The organism is Terribacillus sp. AE2B 122 (assembly GCF_902497585.1).
In the GTDB taxonomy this organism is placed as follows: Bacteria; Bacillota; Bacilli; order Bacillales; family Amphibacillaceae; genus Terribacillus; species Terribacillus saccharophilus_A.
Genome location: NZ_LR700942.1, coordinates 530,703 through 548,963, shown reverse-complemented (window position 1 = coordinate 548,963; position 18,261 = coordinate 530,703). Strand labels below are relative to the sequence as shown.

The 18,261-nt window shown below is 43.4% G+C and carries 24 protein-coding genes; 3 read left to right on the top strand and 21 right to left on the bottom strand.

Going from position 1 to position 18,261, the window contains the following annotated elements; genetic code table 11:
• The 3 genes from AE2B122_RS19080 to AE2B122_RS02870 all read right to left on the bottom strand — a co-directional run.
• The coding region (locus AE2B122_RS19080) for a methylglyoxal synthase (RefSeq protein ID WP_254593397.1) at positions 1 to 234 on the bottom strand (234 nt) is incomplete at its 3' end.
• 10 nt (positions 235 to 244) lie between these two features.
• Positions 245 to 1,051, bottom strand: coding sequence for a 4-hydroxy-tetrahydrodipicolinate reductase (dapB, locus tag AE2B122_RS02875; protein WP_175073027.1), 807 nt, complete (start codon positions 1,049 to 1,051; stop codon positions 245 to 247).
• Complete coding sequence (locus AE2B122_RS02870; RefSeq protein WP_095217906.1) at positions 1,044 to 1,394, bottom strand: nucleotide pyrophosphohydrolase; 351 nt, start codon at positions 1,392 to 1,394, stop codon at positions 1,044 to 1,046. The genes dapB and AE2B122_RS02870 overlap by 8 nt, the downstream gene beginning before the upstream one ends.
• Positions 1,395 to 1,538: 144 nt before the next feature.
• Here AE2B122_RS02870 and AE2B122_RS02865 point away from each other — a divergent pair, with 144 nt between their 5' ends.
• Positions 1,539 to 2,411, top strand: coding sequence for a YitT family protein (locus AE2B122_RS02865; RefSeq protein ID WP_095217907.1), 873 nt, complete (start codon positions 1,539 to 1,541; stop codon positions 2,409 to 2,411).
• Between the two features lie 66 nt (positions 2,412 to 2,477).
• On the top strand, positions 2,478 to 3,002 hold the full coding sequence (locus AE2B122_RS02860; RefSeq protein WP_095217908.1) for a type 1 glutamine amidotransferase domain-containing protein: 525 nt from the start codon (positions 2,478 to 2,480) through the stop codon (positions 3,000 to 3,002).
• Positions 3,003 to 3,027: 25 nt separating this feature from the next.
• Here the strand turns inward: AE2B122_RS02860 and AE2B122_RS02855 are convergent, their stop codons facing one another.
• The 12 genes from AE2B122_RS02855 to AE2B122_RS02800 all read right to left on the bottom strand — a co-directional run bounded on the left by AE2B122_RS02855 (position 3,028) and on the right by AE2B122_RS02800 (position 13,399).
• Positions 3,028 to 3,714 carry a zinc metallopeptidase gene (locus AE2B122_RS02855; protein ID WP_095217909.1) on the bottom strand — a complete coding sequence of 229 codons (687 nt, stop codon included), beginning with the start codon at positions 3,712 to 3,714 and terminating at the stop codon, positions 3,028 to 3,030.
• A 66-nt stretch (positions 3,715 to 3,780) separates the two neighbouring features.
• Positions 3,781 to 4,101, bottom strand: coding sequence for a sporulation protein YpjB (locus AE2B122_RS02850; RefSeq protein ID WP_175073026.1), 321 nt, complete (start codon positions 4,099 to 4,101; stop codon positions 3,781 to 3,783).
• Between the two features lie 73 nt (positions 4,102 to 4,174).
• Entirely contained in the window at positions 4,175 to 4,753 is a 579-nt protein-coding gene (locus tag AE2B122_RS02845; protein WP_175073025.1) for a DUF1405 domain-containing protein, read from the bottom strand.
• A gap of 144 nt (positions 4,754 to 4,897) precedes the next feature.
• On the bottom strand, positions 4,898 to 5,467 hold the full coding sequence (locus tag AE2B122_RS02840) for a ReoY family proteolytic degradation factor (protein WP_175073024.1): 570 nt from the start codon (positions 5,465 to 5,467) through the stop codon (positions 4,898 to 4,900).
• Between the two features lie 44 nt (positions 5,468 to 5,511).
• Positions 5,512 to 6,765, bottom strand: coding sequence for a lipopolysaccharide assembly protein LapB (locus AE2B122_RS02835; RefSeq protein WP_175073023.1), 1,254 nt, complete (start codon positions 6,763 to 6,765; stop codon positions 5,512 to 5,514).
• Between the two features lie 120 nt (positions 6,766 to 6,885).
• A complete protein-coding gene (gene aroA, locus AE2B122_RS02830) occupies positions 6,886 to 8,175 on the bottom strand; it encodes a 3-phosphoshikimate 1-carboxyvinyltransferase (protein WP_175073284.1) in 1,290 nt (429 codons plus the stop codon).
• 11 nt (positions 8,176 to 8,186) lie between these two features.
• Positions 8,187 to 9,284, bottom strand: coding sequence for a prephenate dehydrogenase (locus AE2B122_RS02825; RefSeq protein ID WP_175073022.1), 1,098 nt, complete (start codon positions 9,282 to 9,284; stop codon positions 8,187 to 8,189).
• Position 9,285: 1 nt separating this feature from the next.
• A complete protein-coding gene (gene hisC, locus AE2B122_RS02820; protein ID WP_175073021.1) occupies positions 9,286 to 10,386 on the bottom strand; it encodes a histidinol-phosphate transaminase in 1,101 nt (366 codons plus the stop codon).
• Positions 10,383 to 10,757 (bottom strand): chorismate mutase, encoded by a 375-nt coding sequence (aroH, locus tag AE2B122_RS02815; protein ID WP_175073020.1) that lies wholly within the window; start codon positions 10,755 to 10,757, stop codon positions 10,383 to 10,385. Before aroH ends, hisC begins: the two co-directional genes overlap by 4 nt.
• The gene (gene aroB / locus AE2B122_RS02810; protein ID WP_175073019.1) at positions 10,754 to 11,833 is read right to left on the bottom strand and encodes a 3-dehydroquinate synthase; all 1,080 of its coding nucleotides are present in this window, start codon (positions 11,831 to 11,833) and stop codon (positions 10,754 to 10,756) included. The genes aroH and aroB overlap by 4 nt, the downstream gene beginning before the upstream one ends.
• Entirely contained in the window at positions 11,833 to 12,999 is a 1,167-nt protein-coding gene (aroC, locus tag AE2B122_RS02805; protein ID WP_175073018.1) for a chorismate synthase, read from the bottom strand. The genes aroB and aroC overlap by 1 nt, the downstream gene beginning before the upstream one ends.
• Before the next feature lie 106 nt (positions 13,000 to 13,105).
• Complete coding sequence (locus AE2B122_RS02800) at positions 13,106 to 13,399, bottom strand: MerR family transcriptional regulator (RefSeq protein WP_095217918.1); 294 nt, start codon at positions 13,397 to 13,399, stop codon at positions 13,106 to 13,108.
• Between the two features lie 117 nt (positions 13,400 to 13,516).
• On the opposite strand from AE2B122_RS02800, the gene AE2B122_RS02795 reads away from it, so the two are divergent.
• Positions 13,517 to 13,750, top strand: coding sequence for a DUF2798 domain-containing protein (locus AE2B122_RS02795; RefSeq protein WP_095217919.1), 234 nt, complete (start codon positions 13,517 to 13,519; stop codon positions 13,748 to 13,750).
• Positions 13,751 to 13,771: 21 nt separating this feature from the next.
• On the opposite strand, the gene AE2B122_RS02790 is transcribed toward AE2B122_RS02795, so the two are convergent.
• From AE2B122_RS02790 to AE2B122_RS02765, 6 genes are all read right to left on the bottom strand, one after another.
• On the bottom strand, positions 13,772 to 14,554 hold the full coding sequence (locus tag AE2B122_RS02790; protein WP_095268792.1) for a protein-glutamate O-methyltransferase CheR: 783 nt from the start codon (positions 14,552 to 14,554) through the stop codon (positions 13,772 to 13,774).
• Positions 14,555 to 14,664: 110 nt separating this feature from the next.
• On the bottom strand, positions 14,665 to 15,114 hold the full coding sequence (gene ndk / locus AE2B122_RS02785; protein ID WP_175073017.1) for a nucleoside-diphosphate kinase: 450 nt from the start codon (positions 15,112 to 15,114) through the stop codon (positions 14,665 to 14,667).
• A 64-nt stretch (positions 15,115 to 15,178) separates the two neighbouring features.
• Positions 15,179 to 16,150: a heptaprenyl diphosphate synthase component II gene (hepT, locus tag AE2B122_RS02780; RefSeq protein ID WP_095268790.1), complete on the bottom strand. Its 972-nt coding sequence runs from the start codon at positions 16,148 to 16,150 to the stop codon at positions 15,179 to 15,181.
• Positions 16,151 to 16,185: 35 nt separating this feature from the next.
• The gene (menG, locus tag AE2B122_RS02775; protein ID WP_095217922.1) at positions 16,186 to 16,905 is read right to left on the bottom strand and encodes a demethylmenaquinone methyltransferase; all 720 of its coding nucleotides are present in this window, start codon (positions 16,903 to 16,905) and stop codon (positions 16,186 to 16,188) included.
• A gap of 2 nt (positions 16,906 to 16,907) precedes the next feature.
• Positions 16,908 to 17,690 carry a heptaprenyl diphosphate synthase component 1 gene (locus AE2B122_RS02770; RefSeq protein WP_175073016.1) on the bottom strand — a complete coding sequence of 261 codons (783 nt, stop codon included), beginning with the start codon at positions 17,688 to 17,690 and terminating at the stop codon, positions 16,908 to 16,910.
• A gap of 150 nt (positions 17,691 to 17,840) precedes the next feature.
• Positions 17,841 to 18,113, bottom strand: a complete 273-nt coding sequence (locus AE2B122_RS02765; RefSeq protein ID WP_038560918.1) for an HU family DNA-binding protein — start codon at positions 18,111 to 18,113, stop codon at positions 17,841 to 17,843.
• Positions 18,114 to 18,261: the final 148 nt, after the last annotated feature.

Here is an 18,261-nt window from a genome sequence, read left to right as displayed (position 1 = left end):
GAAGAATATAATCAAGTCCATTTGATTTGTTGCAATTTTGGCACCAATCTGCTGATCTCCCCCTAGAGGACCAGACAGGAACAATTCCACCGGCAAGCTTGTAGCCTCCATGATGCGAGTGCCGGTTGTTCCTGTAGCATACAAGGTATGTTTCTTCAGCATTTCTTTATATGCGACCGTAAAGCGGACCATCTCAGGTTTTTTCTTATCGTGGGCAATTAAAGCAATATGCATGTCTATCGCCTCATTCCAATATATTTTCTAATCCGTATGCAAGTACTTCCATCTTCATGACGCGATCTACAGCCAGCTCTACACCTGACATAAAGGATGCGCGGTTGAAACTATCGTGTTTGACTGTGAATTGTTCTCCGGGTGCACCGAAAATAACTTCTTGGTGTGCAACAAGACCTGGAAGCCTGACACTATGGATTCGCATGCCGTCTACATCTGCACCGCGTGCTCCCGGCATCGTCTCTTTCTCATCCGGATGTCCTTGTCTAGCCGGTTCACGTACTTCCTGAATCAGCTGTGCTGTTTTTACAGCCGTACCGCTCGGTGCATCTAGTTTCTGATCATGATGCTTTTCAATGATTTCTACTGTTGGGAAGTATTTTGCTGCTTGTTTGGCAAATTGCATCATCAGCACAGCGCCAATTGCAAAGTTCGGTGCAATAATTGCTCCTATGCCCTTTTCTTCACTTAGCTTTTCTAGTTCTCCTACTTGTTCTTCTGTAAAGCCAGAGGTACCGACTACTGGACGCACACCGTGTTCGATAGCAAGTCTCATATGTTTGTAGCCTGTTTCGGGAATGGTCAAGTCGATAAGTACATCCGCTTGCACTTCATCTAAACACACCGCAGCGTCATCATAGATAACTGCATCACTTGCAGGCAAACCGTCGATATCACTGATACGTTTCCCTCCATTTTTCCTGTCAATTGCTGCTACAAGCTCAAAATGAGCTGTACGATCGATAAGCTGCAATGCTTCCGACCCCATTCGTCCTCTTGGTCCTGCTACAATAATTCTGATCGTATCCTTAGTCATTATGTAAATCCTCCTGTGTCTTCTTCGTCCATCTGTCTTTATCCCTTGTTTCGAATTTTGTCATCGATTTCTCGAATGCTTCCGACAAATCGATATTCAAGGAATTAGCAAAGCATGTCATCACGAAAATGATATCTCCGAGTTCATCTTCTATTGTATTGGCATCTTCACTAGCTTTTTTCGGCTTTTCGCCATATGTATGGTTCACTTCCCTTGCAAGCTCCCCTACTTCTTCTGTCATTCGGGCAAGCATGCTGAGCGGTGAGAAATAACCTTCTTTAAATTGGGAAATATAAGCGTCGACACGTGCTTGTATTTCTTTTGTCGTATATGCAGTATTCATGCGCGATCTTCCTTTCGCTATATCATTACCATGTTAGCTTAAAAATACGGTCTTTGACAAATATTTTTACCTATTGGACAAATTTGTAGCAAAAGGCATAGTTGTCTATAATATAGAAGGAATTGTCATCTTAGGAGGTAGATTATGTTCGGAATGCGTTTAAAGAACATCCTTTTTATCCTGTTAGGCGCCGCCATCTTTTCTTTCGGTATCGTCCATTTCAATATAGCCAATAAATTAGGTGAAGGCGGATTCACCGGGATAACGCTTATTTTACTATTCGAATTCGATTGGGATCCAGCAATTATGAACTTGGTGCTAAACATTCCGTTATTTCTGGTCGGCTGGAAATTCCTAGGCCGTACAACATTCGTTTATACAATTATCGGGACAGTGGCCGTTTCCTTATTCTTGCGTTTGTTCCAGACATATTCCTTCCATATTAATTTAGGGAATGATTTACTGATTGCTTCGCTTTTAGCTGGGGTGTTCATCGGTGTCGGTCTCGGTATCATCTTCCGATTCGGAGGTACTACCGGCGGAGTTGACATCATTGCCCGTTTGGCTAACAAGTATGCTGGCTGGACCATGGGACGCACAATGTTTCTCTTTGATGCTGTTGTTATTGTCACATCAGTCCTTACCTATCTTGATCTGATCCGGGGGATGTATACACTCGTTGCAGTCTTCGTTGGGGCGAGAGTCATCGACTTCATTCAAGAAGGTGCCTACTCGGCAAGAGGCGCCACCATCATTTCCAGTCAGAGTGCAGATATCGCCAATCAGATACTAAAGCAAATGGACCGAGGTGTTACTGTTCTTGATGGCAGAGGCAGCTTTACTGGTGAAAAGCGCGATGTACTGTATTGTGTCGTTGCACGGAACGAAATTGTCAGACTGAAAGCAATCATCACCGCAGTAGATCCACATGCCTTCGTCGCCCTTAGCGAGGTACATGATGTAATGGGAGAAGGCTTTACACTCGACGAAAACAAAAAGCCTTATCACACAGACTAGCGTATTGCATGCATTTATACGAGTGAATTGGTAAAGTGAAAAGGAATAAAAGAAAGAGGTGAGATGATGGAGCTTACTGGTAAGAAAATACTTTCATTTGTGAGTGAAGATTTTGAGGATCTGGAGCTATGGTATCCCATCTTGAGACTTCGTGAGGCTGGAGCGGAAGTTCATTTGGCAGGTGAAGCTGCCAATACTACCTACAAAGGCAAATATGGTGTTCCCGCTACATCAGATGTAACGTTTGATGAAGTCATTCCGACTGATTATGATGCTTTGCTTGTCCCAGGCGGCTGGTCACCAGATAAATTACGCCGCTATCATAGCGTATTGGAAATCACCCGGCATTTCCACTCCCATAAGAAACCGATTGGTCAAATTTGCCATGCCGGCTGGGTGTTGATCTCTGCAGGTATTTTGGAAGGTGTTAATGTCACGAGCACGCCAGGAATTAAAGATGACATGACGAATGCCGGAGCCATCTGGCATGATAAAGCAGTTATTGTGGACGGTCATATTGTCAGCAGCAGACGACCGCCTGATCTGCCCGACTATCTACGAGAACTCATCAAAGTCATACAAGAACAATAAAAGGCATCCCTCGGGATGCCTTTTATTACTCTTCGTTATTACCGACAAAGAACATAAGGATGAAGCGCACAAGCTCAGCTACAGCTACTAGAGCCGCTGCAACGTAAGTCATTGCTGCCGCGTTCAATACTTTCTTCGTAGAGCGTTCTTCATCGTTCCGGATTATACCCGTTGAAACGAGCTGCGTCATCGCACGGTTCGATGCGTTGAACTCCACCGGCAGTGTGACGATCTGGAACAATACTGCGATACTGAATAGCGCAATACCGAAACCAATTAGACTAAAAGCTTGGAAGATCGCCCCTGCAATGATAAGCATAAAGGAAAGGTTGTTCCCCCATGCAGCAGCTGGTGCAAGCGCAGTACGGAATTTGAGGAATCCGTAACTTTCTGCATCCTGGATTGCGTGTCCTACCTCGTGGGCGGAAACGGCTGCTGCTGCCATAGAATGACCATGATAGTTGTCTGTAGATAGACGGACAACTTTGTGACGTGGGTCATAATGGTCAGACAACATACCGCGTGTTTCTTCGATTTGCACATCATATATACCATTATCATCTAAAATCTTTCTTGCGACCTGCGCACCAGTCATAAGAGATGACGTTTCAACTTTCGAATACTTCTTATACGTGCTTTTCACCTTCGATTGAGCCCATAAAGGGATAATCAGAAGAAGTGCTATATAGATTATATAAGCACCTAGTGACATATACATTCCTCCGTAAAATTATTTGGAACTTATTAAGGTCAATTTTAGTCAAAAATTCGAAAAAAATCAACTATTAGGATCGTTGTTCACACTTTTGTCATTTTCAGCTCGATACTTTTTATAGCCAACATACACAAGTGTCCCTACAATGCTTGCACTAATACCAAGTATTCCCCAGAACCGTCCTGTTCCATAACTGTTTTTATCAGGCACAGAAACACTATACAAATGTGCAGGCAGCGATTCATATTGTTGATCAAACGTTTGACCAATTTTGTCGGAAGATGACGACAGTGCCTCTGTATGCGGTTGCAGCAGCAATTCAGCAAGGTTAGCAAGTACAAAAAAAGAGGCTGTCAGAACAATGACGAGAAGCAGCTTTTTCATAAGCATCCCCTCTTTTTTAGATGTTCCTACAGCCTATGCAATTAAGCACTTGCGTATGTCGGTATTCGCCTTATTAGTATTTGTTTCTTAATGAGTTCCGCTGTGTGACAAAATAACCGACTAAGATAGATACAATACTCAGCCAGAAAGTGAAATAACCTATCACTTGCATATATTCCATCAGATTACCGTAAATCGGCATCATACCGAAAACATAATCGATAATATCATTATGCAAGACCACGATAGCAGCCACTGCAAGATGCCGCAGTTTTACTCGATAAAGCGGTGCATACAAAATGCCTTGTACAGCCATCGCTAAATGGGAGGCAATCAGCATATACCCTTGCCAGGAAAGTGTACCATTCACGGCTAAAGTGAGAAGGTTCATCACAACAGCCCATATGCCGTATTTAAATAATGAAACAACTGCCAGCGCTTCGATATAACCATTCTGTTTTCCAATCAAAAATAAACCTAGAAAAATGGTGAAAAAGAGACTTGCTGTTGGGCTGTCCGGAACAAAAGGCAGGAAAATAGCTGGCGTAATTTCAAGCTGCCAACCATACCACATATACCCGTATATCGTTCCAAAAAGATTGATGATAAACAATAACATGATGCTGTAACGATGGAATAAAAGATGATACATGATGTGCTTATCCTTTCATTTCAATTATGTATTCCGATTTGCTCGAATAAAAGCAGTCACTTTATTTTAGCAGAAACCTTCTTTTCTATTGATACTTTTAACAAGAAAGATAAAAAAATAGATGCGCTGTCAAAGCGCATCTATTTATGTGTTTTCGATTTTATCTTCGGCTTCTTCTTTTAATTGACGCATCGCCCTGCTCAGCAACTGAAATTTACTTTCATCTCTCTTATCAAGAGCCAAATCAATTGCTTCTTGCAGCTTCTTCTTCTTGTATTGATAATGCGAAGCATCCAGAAGCTTCGTTGCCAGCTGCCGGTCCTCTTTTGTCACGTAATGATCTTCCGGCAAGAAAGGATTGTCTTCCAGAACTGCAACATACTCCATGCTTTGATGGGAGTTCTTGAAATTGAGTTGAATATAGACCGGGTCTTTCTTGTTCATACGAATATCATGGAATGATTTCTCTGCATCTGTTGTAACGATGTTGTCCTTGTAAAAGCGGAACGGTACTTCTTCGGAACAATGGGCGGATATGATGATTCCTCTGGGACTGAACCTTGCTTCACGGATGAAATGCACATTATCAAGAAACGAATCATGATTGATCAAGTAGTTCAAGATCCAGACACTTTCCCTGCGCTTCAATTGGTAATTATCTAAGAACCAGCGAATGAACGTCTTCTTATCCTGCATGGTAACGGAAATATTCATATGTGCCCCCTCCCAGAAAGCGAAATGATTTCAATTCAATGCATTTATTGAGACAAGAGCCGGTTGATATTCTCTTCTACTTCGATATCTGATGGCTCCAGACGAAGATACTCTTTTAGTATTTCGACAGCCTCTTGCATCCTCCCTTCTTCCAATAGGAAATATCCATATTCTTTTAGAAAATCGCTATCATCTTTGAAGTTAGTATATGCTTCCCCGTATGCCTTTAATGCCTCATCAAAGCTTTCAGTTTCATTATAGGCACGTGCAAGCTCCCAACGGTATGCTGCATCTTCTTCATCTGTTTCCAAGATATGCGTCAATAACTCGATGATTGCCTCGTGGTCTTCATCCAACTTGAAATTCTCAATCAAATAGAGTATCGCTTCTTTATACCCTGGGTCGAGCGCAATCGCATGACGAATCAGGAAATAGCTGCGATCATTTTTACCGAGCTGTCTGGCAAGACGGCCTGCAGTGAAATAGAGTTTCTGATTGTACTCATCCAACGACAATCCTTTTTCAGCAGTTTCGAATGCCTTTTCCGTCAAACCCTCTTCTTCATAGGCTTTAGCAAGATACTCATAGACAGAAAGATAGTCCGCTTCCTCTTTGAGGAGCTTTTCCCAAGTACTGATGGCAATATCGTATCTGGATAGCTTGAAGGCAGTAAAGCCGAAGCTGAACAGCTGTTCCACGTCATTAACGTCTGTTTCCTGATAGTAAGTCAATGCTTTCTCGAATTCACCTGTAGCTGCATAAGCTTCCGCGAGGCGAAGTGCGATATCGATATCACCCATGACAGGCTGCTTTTCGTAAACTTTTTCATAATAAGTGATTGCTTTTAAATAAGAAGCAGTCGATAAAGCAAGCTCCCCTAACGCCAAATCGATGACTGGCTCGGAAGGATCGAATCGCTTTGCTGCCAACAGTTTTTGCTCTGCTACTTCAAATAACCCTTGCGCTTCATACAAATCAGCAAGCTGCATCTGAGCTGGGACAAAATAGTCCTCATCCTCCACAATTTGATCAAGCTTATCAATTGCTTCCTGATCTTCATTCAAATCAATGAAAAGCTCAGCTAACATCATTTTAAGCTCCATCTCATCCGGGAACATTTGCTCAAGCTGAAGCAGGACTGCTTTTGCTTCTTCATGCATACCCCATTGCATATATAATTCAGCTATCGTGAACTTTTCTTCTTCATTGGCACCTGGTAAATAAGCCTCCAATGTATCTACTGCTTCTTGCGGCTGATCATTTTCCATATGCGTTATTGCTTTTCTTATTTCTTCCATTTTTTAACACTTCCTTCTATTTACACGCCTCTCGGCTTTTCCATCTGTCTTCAGTGTAACCTAAAGCAATAGCTTTAGAACAGCAAAAAAGTCTGATTCCCGGTTGGGAATCAGACATATTCAATTTTGCAGTGCACGGAGATCCTCAAAAAATGTAGGGTAAGAGATATTGATGCTATCTGCATCACCAAGAATTGTTTCCCCTTTTGCAATCAAACTCGCAATAGCAATCATCATTCCAATCCGGTGATCACCGAAAGAATCAGCAGTTGCACCTTTAAGAGATTGATTTCCAGGAATTCTTATCCCATCCGGCGTTGATTCCACTTCTGCACCAAAGCTCCGCAGTGTAGCTGCAATTGCTTCGATGCGATCCGTTTCCTTGTACCGAAGTTCCTCCGCGTCTTTAATGATTGTTTCCCCATCAGCCTGAGTTGCCAGTAATGCCAAGATTGGCAGCTCATCGATAAGCCGAGGGATAATGTCCCCGCCAATCTCTGTACTTTTCAAAGGACGATATCGTATCGTGATATCTCCGATTCGCTCTCCAGCCTGAATATCATGCTCATTTATTTCCATATCGGCACCCATTTGCTTCAGCACATCCAAAATACCTGTACGTGTGTCGTTCAAACCAGTATTCGTTAGTACGACTTCACTTCCGGGCACGAGACATGCGGCAACGAGGAAGAAAGCAGCCGAGGAAATATCTCCGGGAACATAGACATCTGTAGCAACGAGCTGCTGACCGCCTTGAACCGCGACAGTCGTTCCTGCTACATCAATACTTGCTCCAAAGCTTTCAAGCATCTGTTCGGTATGATCCCTTGTCTTGACATCTTCTGAAATCCGCGTTTCGCCATCCGCTAACAAACCTCCAAGCAGCAAAGCAGATTTCACTTGTGCACTTTTGACTGGTGTATGATATGTAAGAGCCGAGAGCTTTTGTCCATCAATGGCCAATGGCAAGTACTTTCCTTGTTCCCGTCCATTAATTTTCGCACCCATCTGACGCAAAGGAATAACAACTCTATCCATCGGCCGTTTGGTAAGTGATGCATCTCCATATGCTGTTATATGAAATGGCAAGGCCGCAAAAACACCGAGCAGAAGCCGAGCTGTTGTTCCAGAATTTCCAAAGTATATCGGAACGTTCGGTTCTTTGAAGCTGTCTTTTCCCGCGCTATCGATGATAACGATGTCTCCGTCCTGCTCAATCGAGACGCCGAGCGCCCGGAAAGCATCTATCGTTCGAAGACAATCCTCTCCAGTCAAGAAATGACGGACAGTAGTTTTTCCTTTAGCCAAAGCCCCAAAAATGATGCTTCGGTGAGAAACCGATTTATCGCCCGGAACTGTAATTGATCCGGAAAGTCCCTTCGCTGTCGGTTGTAGTCGTACATCTGTCACTGCTTTCACCTTCAATCTTCTATCTTGACTTCATAGCCGAAAACTTCCAGTACACCTTTAGCCTTCAGCTGGATTTTTTGCTCTGAAAAGCTGAGGCGAAGAACACCTGTCAGCCCCTCACGAAGCTCGAGTATATGGATATTTACGATACTCAAACCTGCATCGGCGACAATGGTGAGTACTTTTTGCAATGCCCCTGGCCTATCAGTTATATCGACATACAAATCGTAGTAGCCTGGGATTGCTCCTTTTTTCCGAGGTTCCAAGCCGTCACGATATTGCTTCGCTTCTTCCAAATAGGTATGAATCTGCTGTCCCTGATCTTCTGCTAAAAGCTTTCGGAAAGCCTGCATTTCCTCTATCCAGTCGTCAAGCAGGATCCCCATCTTTTCTTTGTTCTGAAAGAAGATGTCTTGCCACATACCGGGATTGCTCGAGGCAATCCGGGTAATGTCACGGAATCCTCCCGCAGCGAGCTTCGGCAAGAAACTATGTTTGGCTTCCCATTTCTTTGCCTGCTGTACTAAAGCAGATGCAATCAAATGAGGGAAATGAGAAACAACTCCTGTCATCTCATCATGCTCTTCTGCAGATAATGTGATAAAGGTGCTTTTCGTACCATCAAGCAGATTTTCCACCCGCTTAATATCGCTTTCTTTAGCCCGCTGGACAGGTGTCAGAACATAAATGGCATTCTCAAACAAATGAGCTTTTGAAGCCTCAATTCCGTGTTTATGGGAACCTGCCATTGGGTGGCCGCCTACGAAAAAGACTTTGTCGGACTGTAGTGACGCAGCCTGCTGGAAGATCGGTCCTTTAACCGAAGAAACATCCGTTACAAGCACGTCTTTTTCAAGCTTCATGTTATCAAGATCTTGGAGCAGCTCTACAGACTTGGAAACTGGGGCAGCAAGTATAATTATATCTGCCTTATGTGCAGCTTCTTGGAAAGAAGACGACGCTTCATCAATGATTTCATGCTTTAAGGCATACTCAAGGGTACTTTCCCTTTGATCTACTCCTATAAGATGAACTTGCTTGTGCATTTGGATATTACGGGCAAGCGAGCCGCCGATCAAACCTAGTCCCGCGATAACGACCGTCTCCATCTTAGCTTTCTTTCACGCTAGTCAGGAATTGATCAAGCAATACAGTGAATTCTGTCATGTCTTGCTCATTACCGATTGTAATTCGGACGCTGTTTGGAATACCAAGGGCATCGCCGGAACGGATGATGAAGCCTTTGGAAAGCATATGCCGGAAGACAGCATCTCCACTAACAGGTAGATCGTATATCAAAACAAAGTTTGTATGAGATTCATAATATTTGATTTGGTGAGCATCACAGAATGCTAGGAAGCTATGTTTCACTTGGTTATTTTTTGCGATGGAGTCCTTGATGAACTCCTGGTCGTCAAGTGCTACAATCGCTGCTTTTTGTGCAATTGTCGTATTATTGAACGGACTTCTTACAACGTTAATCTTATGGATAACTTCCGGATGACCGATTCCGTACCCAACACGCAATGCAGCAAGTCCATACGCTTTAGAAAAAGTACGGAGCGTTATCAGATTCGGATAATCGCTCAAAGCAGCTAGTGTATCAAAGTAGTCATCTGTTTCCAGAAACTCGACATAAGCCTCATCCGCAACTACCAGAACCTCTTTCGGAACTTGGCGAAGGAAGTTTTCAAAGTCCGCTTTGGCAATATGGTTTCCTGTTGGATTGTTCGGTGTACATAGCCAAACAACCCCTGTTTTCTCATCAATTGCTTCTAGCATTGCTGGAAGGTCGTGGAATCCGTTCTTCGTTTCAATAGCTCGGACCTCTGCTCCTTCAATCAGGGCATGATGAGGGTATTGAGAGAAAGACGGATGCGCCATAACAGTGTTCAGGCCTGGCGCAAGGAAAGTACGACAAAGCATCATAATAATCTCATCAGAGCCTGCTCCGAGAACAAGTTGATCTAAGCCCACATTAAAACGCTTCGCCAATTTTTCCTTCAACGCTGTACCATATCCATCCGGATAGATCTCCTGTTCATCAGCGAATGTCGGCAAAGCCTCTTTTACCTTAGCTGAAAAGCCGTATGGATTTTCATTAGATGCGAGTTTCACGATTCGGTCCAATCCAAATTCTTTCCGAACCTCTTCCATCGGTTTTCCTGGTTTGTAAGCTGTCAATTCATTCAAAATCTGTTTTGCTCTCATTGATGCTCCTCCTTTAAGTCGGGACGTAACTTAATTGCTTCCTCACGATAAACGTGATGAATGTCCTGCTGCGCCAAGTCAGTGCGTGCTGTCAGCATCACGCGGATGCATTTTGGCAAGCCGCCTTCGATTGAAAGCTCCTGCATACACATAACAGGTACGTATGTCCAATCCTCACGAAAAACTCGCAATGCTTTTGCCGGGAATGTTTTTGTCAAATCGGGAGTTGCCGAAATGAGTACTTGGACAACATCCTCTGGAACTATAGTATTCTTGGAGACCATTTCATCCAGCATTGCCGCAGTAGCTTCAATAATTTGCTTTTCTTCGTTCTCTGTTACAGTTGTGGCTCCTCTGAAACCTCGTATCATGCTCTCCTCATCCTCTCAAGAAACGATGTGACAGCATTATGAAGCTTGTCATGATCGACTTTTTCCGTCACTGGATCTCCAATTTCCCGAAGCAGCACCATATGGACTTCCTTGTTCTCCGATTTCTTATCCATTTGCATTCTTATGAGAAGTCTTTCTGCAGAAAGATCAGGTAAGTGCATAGGATAATCGTTTCGTTCCATCCAGCTGCGGTATTCATCTAAACGCAAATCAGCTCCGAATCTTTTCTCACTCAATTCCAAAGCAAACAGCATTCCGATCGCGACTGCTTCACCGTGAGTGAATGTGCCATAACCTGCTTCAGCTTCAATTGCGTGACCAAGTGTATGACCTAAGTTAAGAAACTTGCGCAGGTCATTTTCTTTTTCATCCGCCTCAACGATTTTCGTTTTCACTCGGATTCCTAGAGATAGATCCTGGATCAGCTGTTCCTCATTTTCTTTGTCGAGTTTTTTTCGTTCAAGCAGTTGGCTAAGGAAATCAGCGTTTCCGATATAAGCTTCCTTTATCAGCTCAGCATAGCCACTTCGCACTTCCTTTTCCGGAAGTGTGGTAATAGTGTCAACATCGTAGACGACAGCAACAGGAGGATAGAAGCTCCCAATCAGATTTTTACCAGTTTCATGGTTGATCGCAACTTTACCACCGACACTCGAATCATGGGCAAGGATGGTTGTCGGCAGCTGAACGAAATCGATTCCTCGCATATATGTACTTGCCACAAACCCAGCCAAGTCACCGATAACGCCTCCACCTAAAGCAAGAACAAGCGCTTTTCGATCAAGTTCTGCCTCGAACATACTATCCAATATATCGAAATACATGTCCTTACTTTTCGCTGCTTCCCCTGGCTCGATGATTTTCTTTGTAATCTTTGCATCCGGCAGAAGTGAGGATACATAATCATCCAGATAATGAGGAGCAATGCTCGTATCGCTTATTACAAATACATTTTGATAGGACTTGGGCAGGAACTCAGACAATTTATGTCTGATACCTGCGCCTACAGAAACTTTGTAACTCGACTGACTCGCTTTTACTGTAATCTGTTCCATCAAAACACCCGGATTTCTTCTCGGTAATTTTTTATCGCTTCTTGAAGCTTTGGAAACTGATCATGAGGAAATTGTTCCAAGATCGCTTTTGCAATCTCGAATGCGACTACATGCTCCATTACTAGAGCTGCTGCCGGAACGGCACAGCTATCTGAACGTTCGATACTCGCATTGAACGGCTCCTTCGTTTCTATATCCACGCTCTGAAGCGGTTTATAAAGAGTAGGGATCGGTTTCATAACACCTTTGACAACTAGTGGCATACCTGTTGTCATACCGCCTTCCAATCCACCTAGACGGTTCGTTTTGCGGTAATAGCCATGTTCTTTGTCCCATGCAATTTCATCATGCACTTGGCTGCCTGGCAGTCTGGCTGCTTCAAAGCCGATTCCGAATTCAACACCTTTGAATGCATTGATGCTCGCTACAGCTCCTGCAATACGTCCATCAAGCTTCCGGTCATAGTGAACATAAGAACCGATGCCTGCTGGCAGTCCTTCTACAAAGACTTCCACGACACCGCCAATAGAATCTCCGTCTTTCTTTGCTTGATCAATCGCATTTACCATTTGTTCTGCAGCTTGCGAATCAAGGCACCGTACAGACGATGCCTTCGATTTATTGTCTCTTTCTTCATATGTATAATCAGGAAACTCAACTGCTTTAATGCCGGCGATTTCTTTTGTATAGCCGACAATATTGATATCCAATTCAGCTAGGAGTTTTTTAGCTACAGCACCAGCTGCAACGCGCGCTGCTGTTTCACGAGCCGATGAACGCTCCAGTACATTCCGCATGTCGCGATGGCCGTATTTTAAGGCTCCATTTAAATCTGCATGTCCGGGTCTCGGACGTGAAACGATACGACGGACAGCTTGAGGATCTTCGACTGGATCCTCACCCATTACATCAATCCAGTGCTTGAAATCATCATTATGTATAACAAGTGCGATAGGCGAACCTAGTGTATATCCATGACGGACACCGCCTACAATGTCGACCAAATCTTTTTCAATCTGCATTCGCTTGCCTCGGCCATGGCCTTTTTGTCTTTCAAGCAAGGATTCGTTGATGTCTTCGGTAGTCAACGGTAAATAGGAAGGAACACCTTCTACAATTGTTGTAAGCTGTTTACCATGTGATTCACCTGCAGTTAAGTAGCGCATGTATATTCCTCCGTTGTCTCTGTTCTTTGTAATTTTATTTACTATAACATAACTTGTTTCTTAAGTGGGAACTATTCTGACAATATTTTCGAGCTGTATCTTATCATTATTTTCTGCTGTGTTCATCGAATACATGACGCAGAGTGCTAAGACGGGCTTCCGCTTTGTTAGAGGCAGCTTCCACAGTATAACCGTCTTCTAGCAATTCCTTCATAAGAATAATTTTCTTGATCATATAATAATCGAATCGTCTAGTAGTATTGGTCTTTTCCTCTACACTATCGATATAACCTTTATCTTCCCAGTATCTAAGCTTCCTTATAGGGATATCAGTAATTCTAGCTGCGTCTCCAATTGTTACTGCCATCTGCAAAAGCAATTCATAATCAATTTCATCCATTCAGAATTCTGCCCCCTCCTTGCAGCTTTAGCCTCATTATACGTCATTTAGTTCATTTGACAACTTTTGAAGATAATATATAATTATTGGAGATTAGTTACAAGAAGGAGCACGAACATGATTGTCAATTCGAAAATTCACCGCGTTCTTTGCAGTGCTGTCACTGCTGCCATTATGACCGCTATCATATCTTTCACATTAACAGCTGTTAATTCAGGATTACATGCATTCCAGTTTTCGAACTGGCTGCGCGCATGGATTATCGCTTTTTCTTTAGTATTTGCCATCTCTTTCTTTCTTCCAGCATTCGTCAATCGACATGTATCGAAGATAATACGCATCAAAGAATAGGAAAACAGACTAGGAAGTATCCTAGTCTGTTTTTTGTTTTTGATAGAAGAATGTATCGACTGCTCCTAAGCCATAAACGTTTGGGTTAAATATCTGCTCAGTACTTCCGACAAAAAGATAACTATTATGTGCCAGTGATTTACTGAATTTATGATAGATATCTGCCTTTGCTTCTTCTGTGAAGTAAATAAGCACATTCCGGCAAATAATCAAATCGAAGTTCGTATCATAAGCATCCGCCAGCAGATTATGCTGTTTGAATTGGATATGCTGCTTCAATTCATCTTTTATTTGGAATACAGATCCGTCTTGGTTGAAATAAGTGGATTTAATTGCCGCTGGCATTTCTTTCAATGCCCTTTCGTTATACTTACCAACCTTAGCGGTTTCTAGCACACGTTGATCCAAGTCAGTTGCGTGAATTGTGTAGGAAGTTCCTTTAGCATAACGATCCAAAAGGATAGCTAATGTGTATGGCTCTTCACCAGTAGAGCAAGCAGCACTCCATATTTTCAGCGGCTTCTTCTTCTTAAGCAGATCAGGAAGGATGCGGCGCTCTAATACTTCCCACCGCTGATAGTTACGGTAGAATTCTGACACATTAATGGTCATCCTATCAAGGAATTCGTCCATTAGAGCTGCGTCACCACTGATTGCATGGGAATACGCCTTAAAATCCTTGAAGCCTCTCTTTTCCCGAAGAGTCGTCAGACGCCTTAGCATCTGTGCTTCTTTGTATTGAGATAAATCGATACCCGTATTTGTTTTGATTTGCTGTACAAAGTAATCATAATCTGTTGCCACGTCATGTTCCCCTGTCTATATGTATCTAGTTCTATTTTACTGCATATATAGGTTTGTTGGTAGAAGAAAATAACAAAAAAAATGCAGGCATGTTTGCCTGCATTTTTCAATTATTCATATAACCATTTCGCTGTTGCTTGTTCATAAGAAACAAGTTCATCGGCTTTAAACATATTTGCGATTTCACGTTCAGCACTTTCCACACTATCAGAACCATGGATAAGGTTACGGCTCATTTCAACTGCGTAATCGCCTCTGATCGTACCTGGTGCTGCATCTGTTGGTTTAGTCGCCCCAATCATACTTCTTGTCAGTGCGACGCTATCCTTGCCTTCCCAAACCATTGCAAATACAGGACCGGATGTAATGTAGCTAATTAACGAACCGAAGAAAGGTTTGCTTTCATGTTCTATGTAATGCATCTTCGCTTGCTCTTCTGTCACAACCATTATCTTGCCTGCCAGAAGCTTTAAGCCCTTCTTTTCAAATCTTGTTACGATTTCACCAATCAATCCACGTTGTACGCCATCCGGCTTAACCATCAGAAATGTCTTTTCCATACTAATTCTAGCTCCCTTTTATGAACTTTACTGTCATCATACCAGTAATGTAAGCGTTTTACAATCAGGAGCTGCGCTTACCTATATGTCTAGCAATTTGTTTCAGTGTATTACGATCTCTTGTTGGCGGCAATTTATCCAATTCCTGATATGCTTTCTGTAAGTAGCGGTCACTGATTTCCAACGATCGCTTGATGCTGTCTGAAGTTTTAATGTGCTGGATAAATGGTTGCAAAGTTTCCTGATCCAAAGCTTCGGGATTGCGAAACGCTTGCGTAAGCCGCTCTTTGAAGAAGCGATCTTCGCATGCCAATAAAGCTGGAAGTGTCATATTCCCCTGCAGTAAATCGCCTCCGGCAGGCTTGCCCAAATCAGCTTCGGATGCAGTGAAGTCAAGCACATCATCAATGATCTGATAGCTCATCCCCACATAGTACCCATACCGGTACAAAGCGCGCTCATGCTCGAGCGGTGCACCGGATGCAATCGCGCCGAGCCGGGCACTTGCTGCGATGAGAATCGCTGTCTTACGGCGTATGCGTCGAAGATAATCCTTCAAGTGCTGCTCAATCCGATATTTATCACGAATCTGTTCCACTTCACCGACACACAGCTCGACAATCGTATGAGCAAGAATCTGGTGTGCCCTTGGCTCTTCCAACTTAGAAAGGTATTCCAGGGAACGAGCGAAGATATAATCACCTGCATACATGGCCACTTTATTGTCCCATTTCGCCTTTACGGTCGGTTTTCCTCGTCGGAGTTCCGCATCGTCAATAACATCATCGTGGACAAGCGAAGCCATATGGATCAATTCGAGTGCGACGGCCACCGTTTGTATCCGGGGCAGTTCATACGTGCCAAACTTACCGCTCAGTAAAACGAAAACCGGCCGTATCCGCTTGCCACCAGCACGGAGAAGCTGTACCGACGCATCCTCCAGGACAGGATGCTCTGCGCGAATCGTGTTGGTCATCGCATCTTCGATTCTGTCCAAGTCCTTTTTTATATATGAGTAGATCATCGGTAATTTCATTCATATCACCTTCATCCGTCCAGACTTATTACCAGTCAGTCCCTGACCGCCGGCTTTTCTCCCATATGCATAGCTGCTACGCCGCCTGTATATGTCTTAATCTTCACATTCGTCAGTCCGGCTTGCTGGAAAAGTCCGCGAAGCTCCTTCTTGCCTGGAAAATCCTTTGCAGACTCCTGCAGCCAGCTGTACTCATCATAACTTTTCGCCAGAAGCTTACCTAAAACTGGCATGATTCGTTTGAAATAAAAATAATATACTTGTTTGAAACCGAACATTGTCGGCTGGGATGTTTCCAGACAAACCACTTTGCCACCAGGCTTGACAACTCGATACATCTCCTTCAGTACTTGGAGATAATCAGGAACATTCCGCAGGCCGAAGCCGATGGTCACGAAATCAAAAGAATTATCCTCAAACGGCAGCTCCATCGCATTTCCCCAAGTGAACGATAGCTGCTCAACTGACTTTTCCGTGTTTTTCTTTTCTGCTACTGAAAGCATATTCTTGCTGAAATCAAGACCTGTAACCTGCCCTTTCGGACCAACAGCCTTAGCAAGAGAAAAGGACCAGTCACCAGTTCCACAGCATACATCTAATGCTGCATCTCCTGGCTGTACCTGCATTTTCTTCATCACACTCCGTCTCCAAGCACGGTGACGCCTGAAGGAAATGACAGAGTTCATAAAATCATAGCGATCGTATATCTTTTCGAAAACGTGATGTACACGCTGTTCTTTCGTTTCTTGTGCCATAATTACCCTTCTTCCAGAAATAACTCTTCCTGCCGATTCCCCTGAAGCAGCAGCTTACGGGATAGCTTCGCAAAAGCTGGCGGCAGTGTAACCAGCCCTGCTAGTAGCCTACGTTTAGCAGCTTCTATCTCCTGTTGTATCACTTGCATCACAGTTAGTCCGCTCTTTTCCATTTCGATGATTGAAGCAAGCTTCACGAGAAGGGACGTTTGCTTCCCTTCTCTGACTTCCTGCTGCAATCTGCTTATCAAGCAATAGTCATCCAGCGAATCAAGTCTTGCTGTATCAATAAAACGGGAAGCTGCTGTTCGGAACAAGCAGCCCTCCAGCTGTCCAAGCTTTTTGAAAAATGCTTCAGACGTTGTCGCATCATAATGGAGTGACATCTTCTGTTCATTGATTTCCTTGATACTGGTAGCTAATACGGCCACCATATCAATGTCTTCCAACCCAGCAAGTATCTGATAATACAGCGCACTGTAATAAGTACCGGCTAAAACGGTCAGCTGTCGGTTCTTCCGTTCATCAGCTGTCTCGTCGGATTTCGTAGTAACAATCACTTTATCGTGCGTATCCAGCGCCATCTGGATCAGCATAATGGTAATTGTATAGTCTGTCTGCTGCTTATCGGGCAGGTTCGTTTGACCAAATAGCGTCTGCAATAGCAACAGTTTATTCTCGTCCAAGAATGGCGCTTCTGTATTCTTGTCCAGATAATCCTGCTGCATGCGCTTCTCTATTTTATTTCGTAGTGTGTGTAGCTCTTCCATGGATGCATAGGACAAAACAATCACCTGCGCCCTTTTTCGTATTTCAAACTGTATAAAAAGTATTATAACATAGCATGTCCTGATTCGTCTTGTATGTAAGCTTGTCAAATAAAAATGAGGGATGCCTGATGTATTCAGGCATCCCTCATCCTAGCCCATATGTAATTACTTCACGTTATCCTTAAGGGCCTTGCCGGCTTTAAACGCTGGCACTTTGCTCGCCGGGATTTCGATTTCATTCCCAGTCTGCGGGTTACGGCCTTTACGTGCAGCACGCTCTCGTACTTCGAAGTTACCGAAACCGATCAATTGTACTTTGTCACCTTGTTTAAGAGAATCCATGATTGAATCGAAAACCGCGTCAACAGCTTTCGTAGCATCCTTTTTAGAAAGATCGCTTTTCTCAGCAACAGTATTGATAAGATCTGTTTTATTCATAATTACACCTCCCTGACATTACCTTGAACAGTAAGACAATAGCATTTGCTATCATTTGTTCACCATAAAGATAGGTTTTATACCTACCAATACCGCTCATGTTGCGATATCAACGCTTATAATATACGACTTAGCGTCATAATTCAAC

Coding starts and splice junctions, on each gene's coding strand:
- AE2B122_RS02865 (WP_095217907.1), top strand. CDS start 1,539: ATGTTCGGAATGCGTTTAAAGAACATCCTTTTTATCCTGTTAGGCGCC.
- hisC (WP_175073021.1), bottom strand. CDS start 10,386: ATGAGAGCAAAACAGATTTTGAATGAATTGACAGCTTACAAACCAGGA.
- AE2B122_RS02800 (WP_095217918.1), bottom strand. CDS start 13,399: ATGGATGAAATTGATTATGAATTGCTTTTGCAGATGGCAGTAACAATT.
- AE2B122_RS02795 (WP_095217919.1), top strand. CDS start 13,517: ATGATTGTCAATTCGAAAATTCACCGCGTTCTTTGCAGTGCTGTCACT.
- AE2B122_RS02845 (WP_175073025.1), bottom strand. CDS start 4,753: ATGTATCATCTTTTATTCCATCGTTACAGCATCATGTTATTGTTTATC.
- hepT (WP_095268790.1), bottom strand. CDS start 16,150: ATGAAATTACCGATGATCTACTCATATATAAAAAAGGACTTGGACAGA.
- menG (WP_095217922.1), bottom strand. CDS start 16,905: ATGGCACAAGAAACGAAAGAACAGCGTGTACATCACGTTTTCGAAAAG.
- aroB (WP_175073019.1), bottom strand. CDS start 11,833: ATGGAACAGATTACAGTAAAAGCGAGTCAGTCGAGTTACAAAGTTTCT.
- AE2B122_RS02855 (WP_095217909.1), bottom strand. CDS start 3,714: ATGTCACTAGGTGCTTATATAATCTATATAGCACTTCTTCTGATTATC.
- AE2B122_RS02870 (WP_095217906.1), bottom strand. CDS start 1,394: ATGAATACTGCATATACGACAAAAGAAATACAAGCACGTGTCGACGCT.
- AE2B122_RS02765 (WP_038560918.1), bottom strand. CDS start 18,113: ATGAATAAAACAGATCTTATCAATACTGTTGCTGAGAAAAGCGATCTT.
- aroC (WP_175073018.1), bottom strand. CDS start 12,999: ATGCGCTACTTAACTGCAGGTGAATCACATGGTAAACAGCTTACAACA.
- dapB (WP_175073027.1), bottom strand. CDS start 1,051: ATGACTAAGGATACGATCAGAATTATTGTAGCAGGACCAAGAGGACGA.
- AE2B122_RS02860 (WP_095217908.1), top strand. CDS start 2,478: ATGGAGCTTACTGGTAAGAAAATACTTTCATTTGTGAGTGAAGATTTT.
- ndk (WP_175073017.1), bottom strand. CDS start 15,114: ATGGAAAAGACATTTCTGATGGTTAAGCCGGATGGCGTACAACGTGGA.
- AE2B122_RS02835 (WP_175073023.1), bottom strand. CDS start 6,765: ATGGAAGAAATAAGAAAAGCAATAACGCATATGGAAAATGATCAGCCG.
- AE2B122_RS02825 (WP_175073022.1), bottom strand. CDS start 9,284: ATGGAGACGGTCGTTATCGCGGGACTAGGTTTGATCGGCGGCTCGCTT.
- AE2B122_RS02840 (WP_175073024.1), bottom strand. CDS start 5,467: ATGAATATTTCCGTTACCATGCAGGATAAGAAGACGTTCATTCGCTGG.
- aroH (WP_175073020.1), bottom strand. CDS start 10,757: ATGATACGAGGTTTCAGAGGAGCCACAACTGTAACAGAGAACGAAGAA.
- AE2B122_RS02850 (WP_175073026.1), bottom strand. CDS start 4,101: ATGAAAAAGCTGCTTCTCGTCATTGTTCTGACAGCCTCTTTTTTTGTA.